At 38.4% G+C, this 17722-nt stretch carries 16 protein-coding genes; 4 read left to right on the top strand and 12 right to left on the bottom strand.

Annotation, left to right across the window (positions count from 1 at the left end; translation table 11 throughout):
• Positions 1 to 123: 123 nt before the first annotated feature.
• Together ND16A_RS05850 and ND16A_RS05845 are read right to left on the bottom strand one after the other, a co-directional pair.
• Complete coding sequence (locus ND16A_RS05850; RefSeq protein WP_081945619.1) at positions 124 to 1059, bottom strand: hypothetical protein; 936 nt, start codon at positions 1057 to 1059, stop codon at positions 124 to 126.
• 94 nt (positions 1060 to 1153) lie between these two features.
• Complete coding sequence (locus ND16A_RS05845; protein WP_033078323.1) at positions 1154 to 2089, bottom strand: sugar kinase; 936 nt, start codon at positions 2087 to 2089, stop codon at positions 1154 to 1156.
• A 179-nt stretch (positions 2090 to 2268) separates the two neighbouring features.
• Here ND16A_RS05845 and ND16A_RS05840 point away from each other — a divergent pair, with 179 nt between their 5' ends.
• Entirely contained in the window at positions 2269 to 3015 is a 747-nt protein-coding gene (locus ND16A_RS05840) for a FadR/GntR family transcriptional regulator (RefSeq protein ID WP_052073183.1), read from the top strand.
• 483 nt (positions 3016 to 3498) lie between these two features.
• Here the strand turns inward: ND16A_RS05840 and ND16A_RS05835 are convergent, their stop codons facing one another.
• The 8 genes from ND16A_RS05835 to ND16A_RS05800 all read right to left on the bottom strand — a co-directional run bounded on the left by ND16A_RS05835 (position 3499) and on the right by ND16A_RS05800 (position 12941).
• The gene (locus ND16A_RS05835; protein ID WP_033078324.1) at positions 3499 to 4800 is read right to left on the bottom strand and encodes a TRAP transporter large permease; all 1302 of its coding nucleotides are present in this window, start codon (positions 4798 to 4800) and stop codon (positions 3499 to 3501) included.
• A 16-nt stretch (positions 4801 to 4816) separates the two neighbouring features.
• Entirely contained in the window at positions 4817 to 5305 is a 489-nt protein-coding gene (locus ND16A_RS05830) for a TRAP transporter small permease (RefSeq protein ID WP_052073184.1), read from the bottom strand.
• The gene (locus tag ND16A_RS05825) at positions 5295 to 6266 is read right to left on the bottom strand and encodes a TRAP transporter substrate-binding protein (protein WP_033078336.1); all 972 of its coding nucleotides are present in this window, start codon (positions 6264 to 6266) and stop codon (positions 5295 to 5297) included. Before ND16A_RS05825 ends, ND16A_RS05830 begins: the two co-directional genes overlap by 11 nt.
• A gap of 131 nt (positions 6267 to 6397) precedes the next feature.
• Positions 6398 to 7240 carry a 5-dehydro-4-deoxy-D-glucuronate isomerase gene (gene kduI / locus ND16A_RS05820; protein WP_033078326.1) on the bottom strand — a complete coding sequence of 281 codons (843 nt, stop codon included), beginning with the start codon at positions 7238 to 7240 and terminating at the stop codon, positions 6398 to 6400.
• A 14-nt stretch (positions 7241 to 7254) separates the two neighbouring features.
• On the bottom strand, positions 7255 to 8031 hold the full coding sequence (gene kduD, locus ND16A_RS05815; protein WP_033078327.1) for a 2-dehydro-3-deoxy-D-gluconate 5-dehydrogenase KduD: 777 nt from the start codon (positions 8029 to 8031) through the stop codon (positions 7255 to 7257).
• Positions 8032 to 8371: 340 nt separating this feature from the next.
• On the bottom strand, positions 8372 to 10081 hold the full coding sequence (locus ND16A_RS05810) for a methyl-accepting chemotaxis protein (protein WP_033078328.1): 1710 nt from the start codon (positions 10079 to 10081) through the stop codon (positions 8372 to 8374).
• A 220-nt stretch (positions 10082 to 10301) separates the two neighbouring features.
• Positions 10302 to 11945, bottom strand: a complete 1644-nt coding sequence (gene pgi, locus ND16A_RS05805; RefSeq protein ID WP_033078329.1) for a glucose-6-phosphate isomerase — start codon at positions 11943 to 11945, stop codon at positions 10302 to 10304.
• Between the two features lie 81 nt (positions 11946 to 12026).
• Positions 12027 to 12941 (bottom strand): sugar kinase, encoded by a 915-nt coding sequence (locus tag ND16A_RS05800; protein WP_033078330.1) that lies wholly within the window; start codon positions 12939 to 12941, stop codon positions 12027 to 12029.
• 497 nt (positions 12942 to 13438) lie between these two features.
• Between ND16A_RS05800 and ND16A_RS21380 the strand changes: the two genes are divergently transcribed.
• The gene (locus tag ND16A_RS21380; RefSeq protein WP_160173529.1) at positions 13439 to 13636 is read left to right on the top strand and encodes a hypothetical protein; all 198 of its coding nucleotides are present in this window, start codon (positions 13439 to 13441) and stop codon (positions 13634 to 13636) included.
• 617 nt (positions 13637 to 14253) lie between these two features.
• Entirely contained in the window at positions 14254 to 15201 is a 948-nt protein-coding gene (locus ND16A_RS05790) for a DUF4861 family protein (RefSeq protein WP_033078332.1), read from the top strand.
• 183 nt (positions 15202 to 15384) lie between these two features.
• Here the strand turns inward: ND16A_RS05790 and ND16A_RS05785 are convergent, their stop codons facing one another.
• The gene (locus ND16A_RS05785; RefSeq protein ID WP_081945620.1) at positions 15385 to 15990 is read right to left on the bottom strand and encodes a TorF family putative porin; all 606 of its coding nucleotides are present in this window, start codon (positions 15988 to 15990) and stop codon (positions 15385 to 15387) included.
• Here ND16A_RS05785 and ND16A_RS22020 point away from each other — a divergent pair.
• Positions 15975 to 16292, top strand: coding sequence for a helix-turn-helix domain-containing protein (locus ND16A_RS22020; protein WP_033078333.1), 318 nt, complete (start codon positions 15975 to 15977; stop codon positions 16290 to 16292). The genes ND16A_RS05785 and ND16A_RS22020 overlap by 16 nt on opposite strands.
• Positions 16293 to 16542: 250 nt before the next feature.
• On the opposite strand, the gene ND16A_RS20315 is transcribed toward ND16A_RS22020, so the two are convergent.
• Positions 16543 to 17262 (bottom strand): carbohydrate-binding family 9-like protein, encoded by a 720-nt coding sequence (locus tag ND16A_RS20315; RefSeq protein ID WP_052073187.1) that lies wholly within the window; start codon positions 17260 to 17262, stop codon positions 16543 to 16545.
• Positions 17263 to 17722 lie beyond the last annotated feature (460 nt).

Here is a 17722-nt window from a genome sequence, read left to right on the forward strand (position 1 = left end):
TTGCTCAAATGCAGCAACAACGTTGATAAGTTGATCTTGGTTCGACATGTTTGCGTCCTGATGAATTAGTCGCAGTCATTAAATCAGATCGAAAAATAGAAGTTGAGCTATGCTCTCGTAAGCTCACGCATTATCTCTAAGGGGCGTTTGTTGAAAGTGCAAATCCATTTCATGCGCCCCCTCAAGTAACTCAATAAACTTATCAAAGCCTAAATCGAGGGCAATAGGCAACCCAATAGCTGACCAAAGAGAGAAGCGCCCACCAACCCAGTCCCACATATCAAAAATATTTTCTTTATTGATACCAAAATCAACGGCATTCTCTGTATTCGCACTAACGGCAACAAAATGTTTTAACACTGATTTTTCATCGAATGACGAAGCAATTAACCAATCTCTTGCGGTATTAGCGTTAGTCATCGTTTCTGTGGTGGTGAAGGTTTTGCTTGAAACAATAAACAACACTTTTTCAGGGTTAAGGGGTCTTAGTACATCAGCAATTTGTGTACCATCAACGTTGGAAACATAATGAACATTTAAACTATTATCACTATATTGCTTAAGTGCCTCAGTGACCATTTGCGGGCCTAAATTAGAGCCACCAACACCAATATTGACAATGTCGGTAATGCGTTTACCTGAATAACCGCACCAATGGCCTTCTCGAACACTAATGCTAAATGCTTTCATTTTCGCTAAGGTATGTTCGACTTGTTCGGTTATATTAATACCGTCTAATAAAAAGGGCGATTTGGCTCTATTTCTTAACGCGCTATGCAAAACAGCTCGATCTTCCGTGCGGTTTATTTTATCGCCGTTAAACATTTTTTCACGCCACGCCTCTAAATCACATTCTTGGGCAAGGGTGACAAGCTTAGTCATGGTTTCTTCAGTAACCAAATTCTTAGAATAATCGAGTAACAAGTTTGGCAACTTAATTGAAAACTTATCGAATCGTTCACTATCATTTGCAAACAATTCATTTAAGTGGACTTGTTTACTGTCCTCGGCATGAGCAAGCAAGGTTTGCCAACTGGATAAAGATGTTCTACTAGTCATTATGCGCTCCGTAAAGGAATAAATTAATTGAACGAAAGGGAAATATAAGAGGATTTTCTATGGTTTTATAACCAGAAATTCAACTATGATTTTATCATGCTTGTTCTTTAGCCATAAAAGCAGAAAAAACATCCTGATTAATGACCGCACCTTTATGCTGAATAACGCACGCAGAAACCCGGCAAGCATGTTCAATAGCTTCTTTACTCGAAGAACCATTCATTCTTGCACTTAAGTAGCCACTATTAAAAGAGTCACCCGCAGAGGTACTATCGACAACCGAATCAACCTTAGATATACCAAGAATAAACGTCTCAATAGGTGATCGATAAAAAATATCATCTGGACCATTTTTAATAATTAATTCATTAATGGCATGATCACTTAAAAAATTATCGACATCACTAAATGAGTTAAGATCATACAACAAGGTAAAATCCTCAACACCAGCAAACACTATGTCACTTATGCGTAAGGCTTGTTCAAATTGACTAATTGCATCTTCCGTACTTTTCCATAAACGGCTGCGAAAGTTAGAATCAAAAACAATTTTCACCCCCGCTTGTTTTAGCTCGACAAGTAACAGCCAGAATGCTTGGCGATCTTCATTCGCTAAAATGGCAATAGAAATCCCTGAAAAATAGAACATATCGCATTGTTTAATAAGCTTTCGCTTAGCGCTATCTTCAAGTTGTGAAATAGTTATTTTCGCCGCAGAGGTATCTCGCCAATAAACAAAGCTACGCTCACCTTCAGCAGATATTTCAATAAGATAAGCCCCTGTTTGCCTTTGACTAACCCGCTGTACATACGAAGTATCAATACCACTAGCTTTAAAATCGTCAACCATGGCATTACTCAAAGCATCACAGCCAACAGCGGTCAAAATAGAAATATCTACCGCACTATTTTGCAAACGTTTAAGGTATACCGCAGTATTATAAACATCTCCTGCAAACGCTTGTTTATAAGAGCTATTTCCAGCTGGAGAAAACTCAATCATACATTCCCCCATAACAACAATATTCATCACTTTGTTCCCTTTTACCACACTTACACATAAGACATCATACAAGCTGTTTTATCAAATTGATACAGTTACTTATTACATAAATCACTATTGCAATAATATTTTCAAATAACATTTAATAAAATGGTCTAGTTATAGTATCATTATAAGATAACTTATTAGTGCGATGGAGATACACTTTGACTGTAATAGACTTTAATTTAGGGCATATGCAAACCACACGTAGTTTAACTAATGATTTAGTTACATCACTTAGAAAAAAAATTTTAGACGGGAAAATGGATCCGGGTACAAAACTGCCTGCAGCTAAGGATATAGAAGAGCAAGCAGGAGTAAGTCGAAGTGTTGTACGCGAAGCTGTAGCCGCACTTAAAGCAGAGGGCCTTATCATAAGTCGTCAAGGTGTCGGCATGTTCGTTGCTAATAAAGCAAAAATACAGACTTTTGAAATTGACTCAAATGAATTTAATTCAGTTGAAGATGCTGTAAAAATACTTGAATTGCGTATGGCCGTTGAGTTAGAGATGGCATCAATGGCTGCAAAAAACAGAACGGCAAAACAAATGCGGGCTATTTGGGAATCATTAGATAAGTTTGATGAACAAATAGAAAGTGGAAATGACGCTGTTCAAGAAGACTTAGCATTCCATTTATCCATAGCAGAAGCATCAGGTAACCCCTATTTCAGCCGGTTTATAAAGTTTATTGATGAAGGTATTATTCCTTCGAGAAATATTGTCATTAACAATGAATCAGGCATTGATCCAAAACAATATTTAAAATCAATACAAGATGAACATCGAAAAATTGCCTCTGCGATTGAAGCCAGAGAAAATGAACAAGCAAGATATGCAATAATGGAGCATCTAGGTAACAGTCGTAAACGTCATCTGAATATTGTTAAGAATTTAAAAACTAGCACATAATTATCCGTTAATTTAGTTTGATTTAGCTTTTTCTTCATTCAGTAATAGATGAATCAGACGAATGACAAATAAAACAATGAGCAATAAAGGGAACCTTACCAATGGGAGGTTCATATACGATTTTCACCTGTCCTGTCACTTAACTAGCCATATATACCCAAACCGCTCTTATTATTAATATATTCTCAGCCATAACTGTTTTGGGATAGGAAACAAATAGTATTTAATTACAAGGGGCGTTATTGAACAATAATACCAATCAGATTAATTAATGGTACAAATTTTAATGAGTGTAATTTTCAAGAACAAGGCGCTTGATTGAGCAATAGCTAGCAATTGGGATTGAAAGCAACGATGTTATTAAATGGTTATAGCCAGGGACTTGAGGGATATGATTGTGCAATCCGACATGAGGTTATTCCCAAGTCATTAATTTAATCGTTAAAGCATTAAATCAATGACTTGTCACCTTCCTCTAAGTGGCTACTTTAATAATCCAAAGTACTTAGGTAAAAATTCACTAATAGCGGGAATATAAGTGACCAACATTAAAGCAAAAAACATTGCTATATAAAGTGGCATCATAGGCCTAATGATTTTTTCAATAGATGTTTTAGCCACCGAACAGCTTACGAATAGCACCGCACCTACTGGCGGTGAGCACAAACCTATGGATAAGTTAAGTACCAACATAATACCAAAGTGGATAGGCGACATACCGATACTTTCAGCAACAGGTAAGAAAATGGGTGTAAAAATAAGCACCGCAGGTGTCATATCCATAAAGGCACCCACTAATATCAGTGTCAAATTGATAATTAATAAGATGATTAATGGATTTTCACTGATAGTTAATAAAAATTGACTGATACTTTGTGGAATATTCTCGTAAGATAAAATCCATGACATTGCCGATGAAGCTGCAATCAAAAACATGACAATGGCAGTAATGCCTGCAGCTTTGAGGATAATACTAGATAATTCCGTTATTTTTATTTCTCGATAAACAACAACAGCAAGAAATAATGAATATAATACCGCAATAGCGCCAGCTTCCGTCGCCGTAAATATACCTCCAATAATGCCACCGATGACAATCAATAACAGTAACAAGCTCGGAAAAGCCGCCGCTACCTTTTCAATAACAGTGAAAAAAGGTAAGACTTTACCACGAGGATACCCTTTTCTTACCGAGTAAATAGCACACACTAGCATCAAGAAAAAGGCAACTAATAAACCAGGGAAGTAGCCTGCCACAAAGAGTGCAGATATTGACACTCCACCACTGGCAATTGCATAAATAATCAAAATATTACTCGGGGGAATGATCATGCCTGTTGTTGCAGCCGTAGCCGTTACCGCAGTGGCAAAATTTCGATCATAACCTTGCTTTTCCATTTCGGGGATCATAAAGCTACCGATTGCGCTGGTAGCTGCGACTGCCGAACCTGATATACCGCCAAATAAGGTACAAGACAACACATTAACCAATGCTAAGCCACCTGGAAACATACCAATTAACGCCATGGCACATTCAATTAATCGTTTAGCTACCCCACCACGACCCATAATAAGGCCAGATAAGATGAAAAATGGAATAGCAAGCAAAGCAAAGCTGTTCACACCACCAATCATACGCTGTGCAATCGTAGTAACCGCGGGGACAAAATCAATACTAAAAAGCATGGTCACCAGTGTTGCGATACCAATACTAAATGAAATAGGCACATTTAACGCCAGTAAAATAAAAAAGGTAACGATTAAAATAAGACCCGTAAGTTCCATTATTTTATTCCTTCATTTACAGTTTTAGAGTTTTAGAGTTTTTCAGGGTTAAAGACTCAACAACCGCATAAAAACAAAAAAGTACACCCGTGATCGGCATAACAAGGTAGACCAACCCCATAGGGAGGCTCAAAGCCGGTGAAATTTGTACTGGGTCAAAACTTAACTGTACTAATTTACAACCGCCAACAATCAAGACAAAAGCAGAGAAGATAAACACCACGAGATGAGAAAATAATTCTACTTGCTGCTGCTGCTGAGGTTTCATTTTATTGGTTAAGATATCAAGTCCTAAATGTGCTTTAGTACGGTAACAATAGACCGCTCCAATCATACTGATCCAAATTAATAAAAATCGTGCTATTTCTTCAGAGACAGAACTTGGCTCGTGTAATAAATACCTAGACAGTACCTGCCATGAAACAGAAGCCACAATGAATATCATTAAGAGCATTAAAAGCTTTTCAATGACTAAATCTAACCACGCAGTAAATTTAACCATCATCACTCTCCGATATCGTGGTTACTTGCTTTATTTGCTTCAATAATCGTCCTATTTCAGTATTTTCATAGCTCGAATGAAAAGGTACAACAGCCTCAAAAAAAGCGGTTTTATCCGGATATATAACCTTAACACCTGCAGCTTTAACTGCGGCTAAGGCGCCCTCTTCAGCGGCGAGCCAAAGAGATTTTTGAAATTCAACGGCATCATTCATTGCTAATGTTAACCACTCTTGTTGCACAGTACTCAGCGCATCAAATATGTGTTTACTGGCAATAATGACATCAGGAACAGAGGTATGTTCGTTTAAAGAGTAATAGGGGCAAATTTCATAATGACGAGATAGATAGTAACTCGGTGGATTGTTTTCTGCGCCATCAACCACTCCTTGCTGAAGGGCTGCATAAAGCTCTCCCCATGCAATAGGCGTTGCTGCACCACCAAAGGTTTGCACCATTTTAATGGCTGTTTGACTACTCATCACCCGAATTTTTTTACCGACGATATCTGTAGGTACATTGACCATATTTTTACAGGTATAAAAACTTCGGCTCCCAGCATCAAAGTAGCCTAACCCTGCCAGTTTTGCTTTTCCTGTTGCCGCTAAAATATTTTTACCTACACTGCCTTGCAAGACCTGCCAGCGGTGTTCTCTACTTCTAAAAATATAAGGTAGGCTATACACCTTCATTTCAGGAACAAAGCCTTCCATCGCTGCTGCCGATACTTTTGTTATTGCTAAACTACCAATTTGTAATAACTCAACCATTTCTCTTTCAGAGCCCAATTGCCCATTCGCATAGAGCTTAAGTGACATTGTCCCGTTAGAGTAATGTGTTAATCGTTTAGACATAAAAGCAAGCGATTTATGCACCGCATGCTTAGTGTCTAATGTATGACCAACGCGTAAAACCAGATCATTTTTTGACTGTCCACCACAGCTACTAAGTAGCAGTGTCGACATCAAAACTAACAATAATTTAAACAAAACAGTACCCTTTCAAGCCTACAACCAACAAGTGGCCACTTCACATCAAGCTTAACCCATAGCTCAGTTAGTCGCCATTGAGTTAAGCTTAATGAGATGATAACAAGTTACCTTAATTCATTTGGCATGTATTTATCCATATCGTCATAATCAAGATTCTCACCTGCCATACCCCAAATGAATGAATAATTTGAGGTACCCGCGCCACTATGAATTGACCATGCAGGAGAAATCATTGCTTGCTCATTGCCAACCCACATAACACGTGTTTCTTTTGGCTCGCCCATAAAATGAGAAACGGCTTGGTCTTCAGCTAAATCAAAATATAAATAAGCTTCCATACGACGATCATGCTGATGTGCAGGCATGGTATTCCAAACACTACCAGGTTTTAAACACGTCATGCCCATTTGCAGCTGACACGTTTCAACCACACCATTAATAATCAATTGATAGATTGAACGTTCATTCGAGGTTTCTAATGAACCAAGCTCTAAAACATTCGCATCTTCACGTGTTACTTTCTTATTTGGGTAAGATTTATGAGCAGGTGCTGAATTTAAGTAGAATCGTGCTGGTGAATTTTTATTTACACTACTAAAAATCACCGTTTTGTTACCTGCACCTACATATAGTGCTTCCTTATTATTTAGAACAAACTCTTCACCATCAACGCTCACAATGCCTTGTTCGCCAATATTAATAATACCTAGCTCACGACGATCTAAAAAGTTTTTTGCTTTTAATGGGTCTATTGCCGATAATTCTAGCGCGGCATTAATAGGCACAACACCACCGACAATGTAACGCTCATAGTGGGTATAGACTAATTTAATTTTGTCTTGTTGAAACAAATCTTCCGACAAAAAATTCTCACGTAATTGTTTGGTATCAAAATTTTTCGCTTCATTTTGACCAATAGCATATCTGTTTTCGTAATCAATACTCATAATTTTACCTTTTATTATCTTGCTAACCAGCCGCCATCAACCGCCAATACATGACCATTAACATAATCACTTGCTTGTGCTGAAAGAAAAGTTACCGCACCCACTAATTGTGCAGGCTCGCCCCACTGTCCAGCAGGTATTCTTTTTTCAATGTCTTGGTTTCTTTCAGGATTATCTTGTAGCGCTTGGGTATTATCAGTTCGAAAATACCCTGGTGCGATAGCATTCACTTGTACATTCGACCCAGCCCATTCGTTTGCTAGCGCTTTAGTTAAACCAACCACACCATGTTTACTGGCCGTATATGCAGGAACAGTAATACCACCTTGAAAAGAAAGCATGGAAGCGATATTAATGATTTTCCCCTGCTTATTCTCAACCATGTTTTTACCGATAAGCTGGCTTAGTAGAAATACAGAATTTAAATTAACATCAATCACTTGTTGCCACTCATCTAGTGGAAAGTCCACTGCAGGATGGCGCGCAATCGTGCCTCCATTATTAACCAACACATCAATACTATTAACTTTTGCATACGCTTGTTCTACTAACGAACGTACCGCTTCAGGTTTTGATAAGTCAGCAGCTAAGGTATAGGCCTTACGCCCAAGAGCTCGGATCAATACTGCTGTTTCATCAACACCACCTTCACGTGAACTACAGCAAATAACATCGGCTCCCGCTTGGGCAAGCCCAACCGCAATCGCTTGCCCTAATCCTCTACTTGCGCCGGTAACCAAGGCCGTCTTCCCTTCTAGAGAAAATATATTTTTGTCCGAATTTGTGCTCATGCCCACCTCATTAATTTAAAAAACAGCACCTATGATTAATAAGGATATCAGTCTTCATGTCATCATACAACTGATTAGTTTATCATTTCACAAATGCTAGTTTTTACTTACCGATTAAAACGTAGGCCAAGCTAGATATACCCCAGAAATCCTAAGGTATAGGATTGTGACATGCTAAATTATGCAACCATCAAGCTTTTCTATAGGAATTTTTATAAACAAGTCGTTCTCAGTCCTAATAGCTAGCCATTAGGACTGAGAGTAAGGACATTATTGAGAATTTAAGCCATTTAAAAAATAACTTATACCCTTACCATTAAGGGGTAATCAATGTGTTAGATCATACTTTGAATTGGCTAAGTTGTGCATTAATTCCGTCAGAAAGTTGTTGTAATGACACACTATTATCAGCCGTGCTCTCAACCGCACTTCTAGTGATTTCAGAACTGTCAATAATACCATGGATGTTTTGGTTTATATCTTCAATCACCACGGATTGCTCTTCACATGCTGTCGCAACAGATGTGCTCATATCTGATATTCCTGTGGTGAGGTTAGAGATCTCTTCTAGAATTTGGCCTGCTTGATTCGTTATGTCAACACACGTAACAGATTGCTCTTTACTACTCATCATAGAAGAAACTGCTGTCTTTGAGTTTATCTGTAGTTTTTCAATCATAGCTTGAATCTCCATGGTAGAATCTTGTGTTCTTTTTGCTAATTGACGCACTTCATCAGCGACAACGGCAAAGCCCCTACCTTGCTCTCCCGCTCGGGCAGCTTCAATCGCTGCATTTAAGGCAAGTAGATTGGTTTGGTCGGCAATTCCTCTGATCACATCGAGCACTGACGTGATAGCGGTGCTATCGCTATCAAGATTATCAACTGCAGTTGAAGCGGTATTGATTTCTTCAGAAAGCTTATCCATATTCAACACGGCATCTTTGATAATATTAAGACCGAATTCGGTTTTGTCACGAGAGGCACTTGCCGCAACAGAAGCATCAGATGAATGTGATGCAACTTCTTGCACTGTTGCCACCATCTGATTAGTAGCAGTAGCAATTTGAGTGAGTTTATTTTCTTGGTCTAATAAGCTGGCTTCAGAAGTAGTTACAATGCCAGACAAGTTATCAGATGTTTTTAATAAATCTACCATGGTAGTATTTAGTTTTAGTACCAAATCTTTAATTTGAGAGTGAATAAAGTCCATACTGTTTACCAGTATTGAAATCTCATCGTTACCCGCTTCTTCAATAGTGGCAGTAAGATCGATTCTACCATCTGATAACAGCATACTTTTAAGATGTTCAACGTTTTGGTTTAATCGAAAAAAAACTTTTTTGCCAATATAAAATGCCCCCCCAAATAAGGTAAGTGCAGAAACTATTTGCATCATGGTAGATACCGACAACCAAAATGAAAGCTCTTCATTGCCTTGGTCAACCTTTGCTTCAGTTCTTTGCTCAAGAGCACTAAAAAAGAGGGTGACAGGCATCATAATTTTAGTAACCTCTTGATGATATAATTCATCAAATAGGATTCTTAAGGCAAATGATTGAGCGCTTTCTCCTGTGTTTGCTTGAAAAGGGCCATTAACTATCATTCCCGCCTTAACCGATTCAATAGCTTGGGTTTCAGTGCTAATCAAATCATTAGAGGCTTCACTTGCTTGCTTTAAAAGGTTTAATTCTTCAACAGAAAAATTTAATTCTTTCATGATATCGCTTTGTGATTTTTTTACACTCGGATATAAGCTTTTGTTTACATTAGTAGGTCTTGGTATTTTACCTGCACGCCAGTTAACAATATCCATGTATTGGTCAAGGTATTTTTGTTCACCTGTGGCAACATAAGTTCTAGCAAGTCTAGTTAAGTTTATCGAGGTATGCCTAAACTCGTCAGCAAGTACAAATGAAAGATATTTTGTAGTGTTATACTTCAGTTGGCTTTCATTTTTATTCGTTGTAACAACCCCCGCAACAATGGAAGTAACGGTAGCAATTAAGACGATTGATAGTGCAATGATAAGGGTGTATTTTATTTTCATTCGAACCTGTTTTTTCTTTTTAATTGCTACTGATTATACCGATACATATTAGAAATAATAAAGATAGAATACCACATTCATTTTTGAATACTGACAGCATATGAGGTTAAGCTTAATCCTGAGTAAACTGCATGGACACGTGCTTTTTAAATCCCTATGCCCCAGGTATTATTGACCGAGACACTGAGAGATTTTCACTAGGAGCTGTAAAATGATAGTTCTAAGTTTTATCCGCTTGGTAGTATTTAATTAATTCTCTTGTAGAGCTATCGTGATCTTGATTAATGTGCCCGCTATATAATTCTTCTGAAATTTTATTGGCCAAGCCTTTACCTAATTCAACGCCCCATTGATCAAATGAGCATATTTGTAAAATAATGCCTTGGACAAAAATTTTATGTTCATAAAGCGCAATTAAACTGCCTAAACTTTTTGGCTCTAAGCGTTTCAACAATATAGTATTAGTCGGACGGTTTCCTTTGTGTACTTTGTGTGGCGCAACTTTATCAATATAACTATCGGTGCGACCTTTCGCTTTCAAATCTGCACGCACTTGCGCTTCATTTACCCCTGTCATTAATGCTTGAGTTTGCGCAAAAAAATTGGCCATTAAGGTTTCGTGATGCCCTTTTACTGGCGTAACACTTTGCACAGAGCCAATAAAGTCAGCTGGCACAACATTATTACTTTGATGTAAATACTGATAAAAAGCATGTTGCCCATTAATGCCTAACTCCCCCCATATTGAAGGTACCGTTGGGTAGTCAACTGGCGCACCATCCCAAGTAACCGACTTACCATTACTTTCCATTTCGGCTTGTTGCATATAAGCTGACAGCATATGTAAGGATTGATCATAAGGTAATATTGCTTGAGATTGGGCGCCAAGAAAAGTGCAATTCCAAACGCTAAGTAATGCTAAGATGACGGGGGCATTATCTCTAAGGGACGTTTGTTGAAAATGCAAATCCATTTCATGCGCCCCCTCAAGTAACTCAATAAACTTATCAAAGCCTAAATCGAGGGCAATAGGCAACCCAATAGCAGACCAAAGAGAAAAGCGACCACCAACCCAGTCCCACATATCAAAAATATTTTCTTGATCGATACCAAAATCAACGGCGTTCTCTGTATTCGCACTAACGGCAACAAAATGTTTTAACACTGCTTTTTCATCGAATGACGAAGCAATTAACCAATCTCTTGCGGTATTCGCGTTGGTCATCGTTTCTGTGGTGGTGAAGGTTTTGCTTGAAACTATAAACAACACTTTTTCAGGGTTAAGCGGTCTTAGTACGTCAGCAATTTGTGTGCCATCAACGTTGGAAACATAATGAACATTTAAACTATTATCACTATATTGCTTAAGTGCCTCGGTGACCATTTGCGGACCTAAATTAGAGCCGCCAACACCAATATTGACAATATCGGTAATGCGTTTACCTGAATAACCGCACCAATGGCCTTCTCGAACACTAATGCTAAATGCTTTCATTTTCGCTAAGGTATCTTCGACTTGTTCGGTTATATTAATACCGTCTAATAAAAAGGGCGATTTGGCTCTATTTCTTAACGCGCTATGCAAAACAGCTCGATCTTCCGTGCGGTTTATTTTATCGCCGTTAAACATTTTTTCACGCCACGCCTCTAAATCACATTCTTGGGCAAGGGTGACAAGCTTAGCCATGGTTTCTTCAGTAACCAAATTCTTAGAATAATCGAGTAATAAGTTTGGCAACTTAATTGAAAACTTATCGAATCGTTCACTATCATCTGCAAACAATTGATTTAAGTGTACTTGTTTGTTGTTCTCGGCATGTTCAAGTAAGGCTTGCCAACTGGATAAAGATGTTCTACTAGTCATTTTACGCTCCGTAAAGGAATAAATTAATGGAATTAACGGGTATAGGCCTATAGACAGAAATGCACTGTGATTTTATTAGTCTTATTCTTTTGCCATAAAAGCAGAAAAGACATCCTGATTAATGACCGCACCTTTATGCTGAATAACGCAAGCAGAAACACGACAAGCATGCTCAATAGCTTCTTTACTCGAAGAACCATTCATTCTTGCACTTAAGTAGCCACTATTAAAAGAGTCACCCGCAGAGGTGCTATCAACAACAGATTCAACCGGGGAAATCTCAACCTCGAACTGTTCGATTGTTGACCGATAAAATATATCGTCTGGGCCATTTTTAATAATTAATTCATTAATGGCAAACTCATTTAGAAAGTTATCAACATCACTAAAAGAGTTAAGATCATACAACAAGTTAAAATCCTCAACTCCAGCAAAGACCAAATCACTGATACTTAAAGCTTGATCAAATTGAGAAATAGCATCGGCTTTGCTTTCCCATAAACGGCTGCGAAAATTAGAATCAAAAACAATACGTACCCCAGCTTGTTTTAGCTCTGCAAGAAATAGCCAGAATGCTTGGCGATCTTCTTTAGCTAAAATAGCAATAGAAATCCCTGAAAAATAGAATACATCGCATTGGTCAATAAGCGCGCGCTTAGCGTTATCTTCAAGTTGCGAAATGGTCAATTTCGCCGCCGATGTATCTCGCCAATAAACAAAGCTACGCTCACCTTCAGCAGATATTTCAATTAGATAAGCCCCTGTTTGCCTATGACTTACCCGCTGTACAAACGAAGTATCAATACCACTAGCTTTAAAATCATCAACCATGGCATTACTCAAAGCATCACAGCCAACAGCGGTCAAAATAGAGATATCTACCGCACTATTTTGTAAACGTTTAAGGTATACCGCAGTATTATAAATATCTCCTGCAAACGCTTGTTTATAACAACTATTTCCAGCTGGAGAAAACTCAATCATACATTCCCCCATAACAACGACATTAACCACGGTTGCCCCTCAAATTATTTAATAATAAAACGTCAAAACATACTTGTGCGATATCATACAAGTATGTTTATTGAAAGATTACAACCGATATTTACATTTTTTGTCAATCTTGTATGAAAAATCAATAAAAATGTCAAATTATATACTTCAACGCTATAACCTATAAAGATTAATGAAGATTCATTGAATTCTATAGACTTTAATCTGGGTCATATATACCCAAGCCACTTGGAAATGCTCGATTTCAGTACTCTCAAGTCGTTTGGGTATACAATCAACGCGAAGTTTGACTAATTATTTAACCTCTTAGCAGGAAAATTCTAGATAATAATATTAGGGGCTGTTGATCTTTCAGGGTTAAAATTTATTCAATTGAAAACGGGTTTAATCGCGGCGCGAGCTTTGTATCATAGTTATTCTATTAAAAAAGCGAGCAACAATGAGTAAATTTGTTTTAAATGAACCCTAAAGGGCAGCACTTGTTTGAAATTTATACTACGTTATCGTATGTTCGTGTAGCCAGCTACACGTCACATACTCTGCCTTGTCTAAATACCAAACAAGTTGCTGTAAAAGTAATCTCGAAAGATCAACAGCCCCTAGACCTGAACAAAACTGCCCGCAGCGAAGATATTGAAGAAAAGCGGGTGTTAGTCGCAGTGTTATACGTGTGGTAGTCGCTACTCTAAAGGCGAAAGTCTCATTATATACCCGATCCACTTGAAGATGCATGATTCAGCTGGAATTAGAAACGCCTTTAGGCAAGACATTGATTAAAGAGAATAGTTATTCTATTGTCAAAACCAATAACGCAGCATAAAGCGTTTCTAAACCAGCCCCTTGGGGAAGGCTGAGCAAATTATACTCTGCGTTACATTTCTTTTTAAGGGAATGACCCTTAATAAAAAAATGCGCCTTGATCATGAATCGCTCAGACTTCCTGAAACGAGCATCTTCAAGTGGAACGGGTATAAGTCGACAAGGTGTTTTCTCTTCTAGAGAATCATCACTAAACATGAGACCGCAATTTAGTATCAAACGGCATATTGAGACTACCTAGAGTTTAAAAGTATAGTGTTGGCGGAGCATTAACTAGCTAACTAACTGTTATGATTATTCATCCTACCCTACAGAGACTATATTCCGATTGTGTTCCATCACCCCTTTTGTAACCCAAATTAATATATCCCTTTCTTTTTACTTGTATGATATCTTATAGCTATAAGAGGGTACTTTATCAACAAATAAAGCAGCAATTACAACCTAACAAACGCAAAATAGAGAGAAACACGAGATGAAAACAACACCTAAGTATTTATTACTGGCCGTCAGTGCCGCATTAACTATTGGTTGTGCCCAGCAGGCTACCACCGAAACATCACCTTCTTTAGCAAAAAAAACTACTACCTACAATAAGTTAGTAAAAAAAGAGCAACAGGTGGTTAAGGCCTATGCCAAGTTTGTCTCCATACGAGAAGATGATTTTGCTTGGGAGAATGATCGAGTAGCATTTCGTGTGTATGGTCCCTCTTCACTAGCAACCCCGAATAAAGCCGCCAGTGGTGTCGACTGCTGGCTGAAACGTGTTGACTATTCGATCATTGATAAATGGTATGATAATTATCAAAATAACGTCAGTTACCATAAAGATTGGGGCGAAGGTCATGATCCATACCATACCGGCATATCACGCGGCACAGGTGGTACGGCACTTTGGATAGACGGCACTCCCTACCCTGCTGGCACATATAGTGCTTCACGCATTATTGATGACAACCCTAGCAAAGTTGTCTTTGAACTTGATTATGTCTGGCAAACCAAATTAGGCCAAGTATCAGAAACTAAGCAAATAAGTCTTGCATTAGGCTCACAATTATTTGAAGTCACCTCTAGCTTTCTCCTGAACGGCCAACCAGCAAAAAATATAAGCATTGCCATCGGTATTGCTACTCATGATGAATTAGCCAACGTCAGCTTAGATAAAGAATCAGGCTGGGTAGCTGCTTGGGAAAAGCTAGCGGGCTACCATTTAGGCACAGGTGTGGTCATGGCTCCAGAGCTTGTCGACGACATAATACATCTTCCTTCAACCAAAAGAGATGAAAGTCACATTTGGCTAATTTCTCATACCAATGCACAAGGTAAACTCAGTTATGCTGCTGGCTATGGCTGGGAGCGTGCAGAGCTGTTCACCACAGAAAAGAAATGGCAAGAATACCTCAGTACTTATCCGATAAAGTAAATTATGCTTGCTACCAATAAAGACAGATGCTTGACATAATCAAGCATCTTCCAGTGGTTACCTTATTAAAAAGTAAAAAAGCACCCCAAAAAACTGGCGTGTTTTCTTACTTTTTTGTATTCGGTGCTCAATGACTAATAACTTACAAAACGTACTTTAATATTTTAATGAGGCTGCTGTTAATTAGAAGCTTTTACTGACACTAAAAACAAAACGCTCATCAAATATTTGTCGTCCTTGCTCAGAACCATAAACCTTGTGCGAGCTATCTACATCTGAGTCGTGATAACGAAGGACAATATGTAGACCATAGAAATCTTTATTAACGCCTAAGTTCCAGTGAGCCCAGCCCTCAGCGCCTTCGCCAGATAATTCTTGGTAACCAATACTCCCTAACACTGTTATACCATTCGCAAAGGTTTTACTTGGGTGAACCGCGTAGTTAATGCCAGTCCAACCCTCAACACCAAACCAGTCATTTAGGGTAGGGGTTAGTTCAAACTTTAGCTTTACTGGACCAAAATCTTTAATAATCTCCATCCAGAGTTCGGTGTAATCCATACCTTCTACGCCAGGATAGGTGTAATGAAATACAAAAACGTTGTAGCTAATATCACTTTCACCAAAAGAACCAAATTTACCAATATAAGGTGCTAACACAGCTCTAATATCAGGGGTCAATTCAAACTTATTGGTAGCGCTAAACAATCCAGCATATACCGGTGAACATTGAAAACGCTTGATTTTATTGAAAATGAGATCATGATAGTACCATGAGAAAAATCGCACTCACAATAGAGAAACAATCAGCACTAGAAACTCGTCACAAAAAATCATGTGGCAAACGTGAAAGTGATCGCATTAAAGTCGTTTTACTGCGTCATGAAGGTTGGTCAACACCAATGATCGCGCAAGCATTACGCATGCATGAAACGAGTGTGGTTCGTTTTATCGATGATTATCTCGACAGTGAAAAATTAACGATAGAAAGTGGTGGCTCAGATAGTCACCTAACAGATGAACAAACACAGGAACTCATTCAGCATTTATACCCGTTACCATTCAAAGTGCTCGATTTCAGTGGGAATTAAAATGCCTTTAGGCAAGGAGAATAGTTTAAACATAGTCACTCTATGTGTTGATTATTTACCGCAGCATAAAGTCATTTTAAACCCATCGTAGAAGCGTTTGAGCAATTCCACTTCTTCGTTGCAGTGACTTAGAAGGGAATAACCATTCCTTCATCAATGAACCTTGAATTGAAATCGCTCAACCGCTCTGAAACATGCATCTTGAATGGTAACGGGTATATACTCAAATTGGTACATTGCTAACGGTATATTAATGAGCGGCAAGAAAGAAACAACCAAAGGCGCTAGCAACATGAAAATCAGGCGTAGCCGTGTCTGGGTTTATCCAGCTAATCCACTCAGCCCGCTGTTTTTCTGGGGTATTTTTAAGATCGGCCCTGAACAGTCCAACATACACTGGCTGTAGCGCGTTAAATGGTGGAATTGATAGCAAGGCTAAGCTTTTCAATGATATGCTCCCCTCTATGCTGTAACCATTGACAGTGTTAACTGCTGACAATAACAAATCAGTAAAATGCCATTGCGGATCAAATTGACGATAAAATGTGCTGTGGTAGTCAAGTACCCTGCCAGCAGCGTCTATTTCAAGCGCAAAATAGGAGTTCAAGGTCAGATCTTTACTAAAAAATATTTCCACCCTATCTTCCAACACCACGGTTTCTTCACCTTGCCAGTGCTTTTTTAGCGCAACACTGCTATCAGTACTACTAAAATGAAAATACAAGTGACTGTCATCAATCAACGCCATAAAACGGGTTTTCTGAGCTTGGGATTCTTTCCACGGTAAGGAGAAGTCGCTAATAATATTGGCTTTAGCCCAAGCAGGATCCTCAGCTAGTCCATCTAGCGCAATTGAATTGTTGGCGATTGTTGTTAATTGATAACTCTTGCCACAAGTCGACGATGTGGCGTAGAGCGTGGCGCTATAACTCAAACAAATAACAAAAATGATGAATAACTTAACTAGCATGAGGTTTCCTTTCGTTAGCAGTTATACCAATCAGATTAATTAATGGTTCAAATTTTCAAGAACAAGGCGCTTGATTGAGCAATAGCTAGCTATTGAAAGCAACGATGTTATTGAGTATTTGAGCCATTTAAAATGATCACTTAGTTAGTCTGATTGGTATTAGTTGGAAAATACTTATACCAAGTTGATCAAATGATATTAGCCATTAGGTGGTAAACAGATGAAATATAGCTAAGGATATTGTTAATAGCTTTTCTCTAGGAGCGGTAATCAATTGCCTAATGACTATAACTACCTCTATCACAGAAATATATCTGTCATATATTGGCATAGTGACCTGGTCAACCAAATTCAGTCACCCCAGTTAAGCAACCATATCTAAATTGTTTATCATCGCTTCAAAGTTATTTGGACTTTGGTAATCCAGATAAGAATGTAGGCGACGACTGTTGTACCACAT

Origin of the sequence: Thalassotalea sp. ND16A (assembly GCF_000764205.1) — a bacterium.
Classification (GTDB): Bacteria; Pseudomonadota; Gammaproteobacteria; order Enterobacterales; family Alteromonadaceae; genus Thalassotalea_A.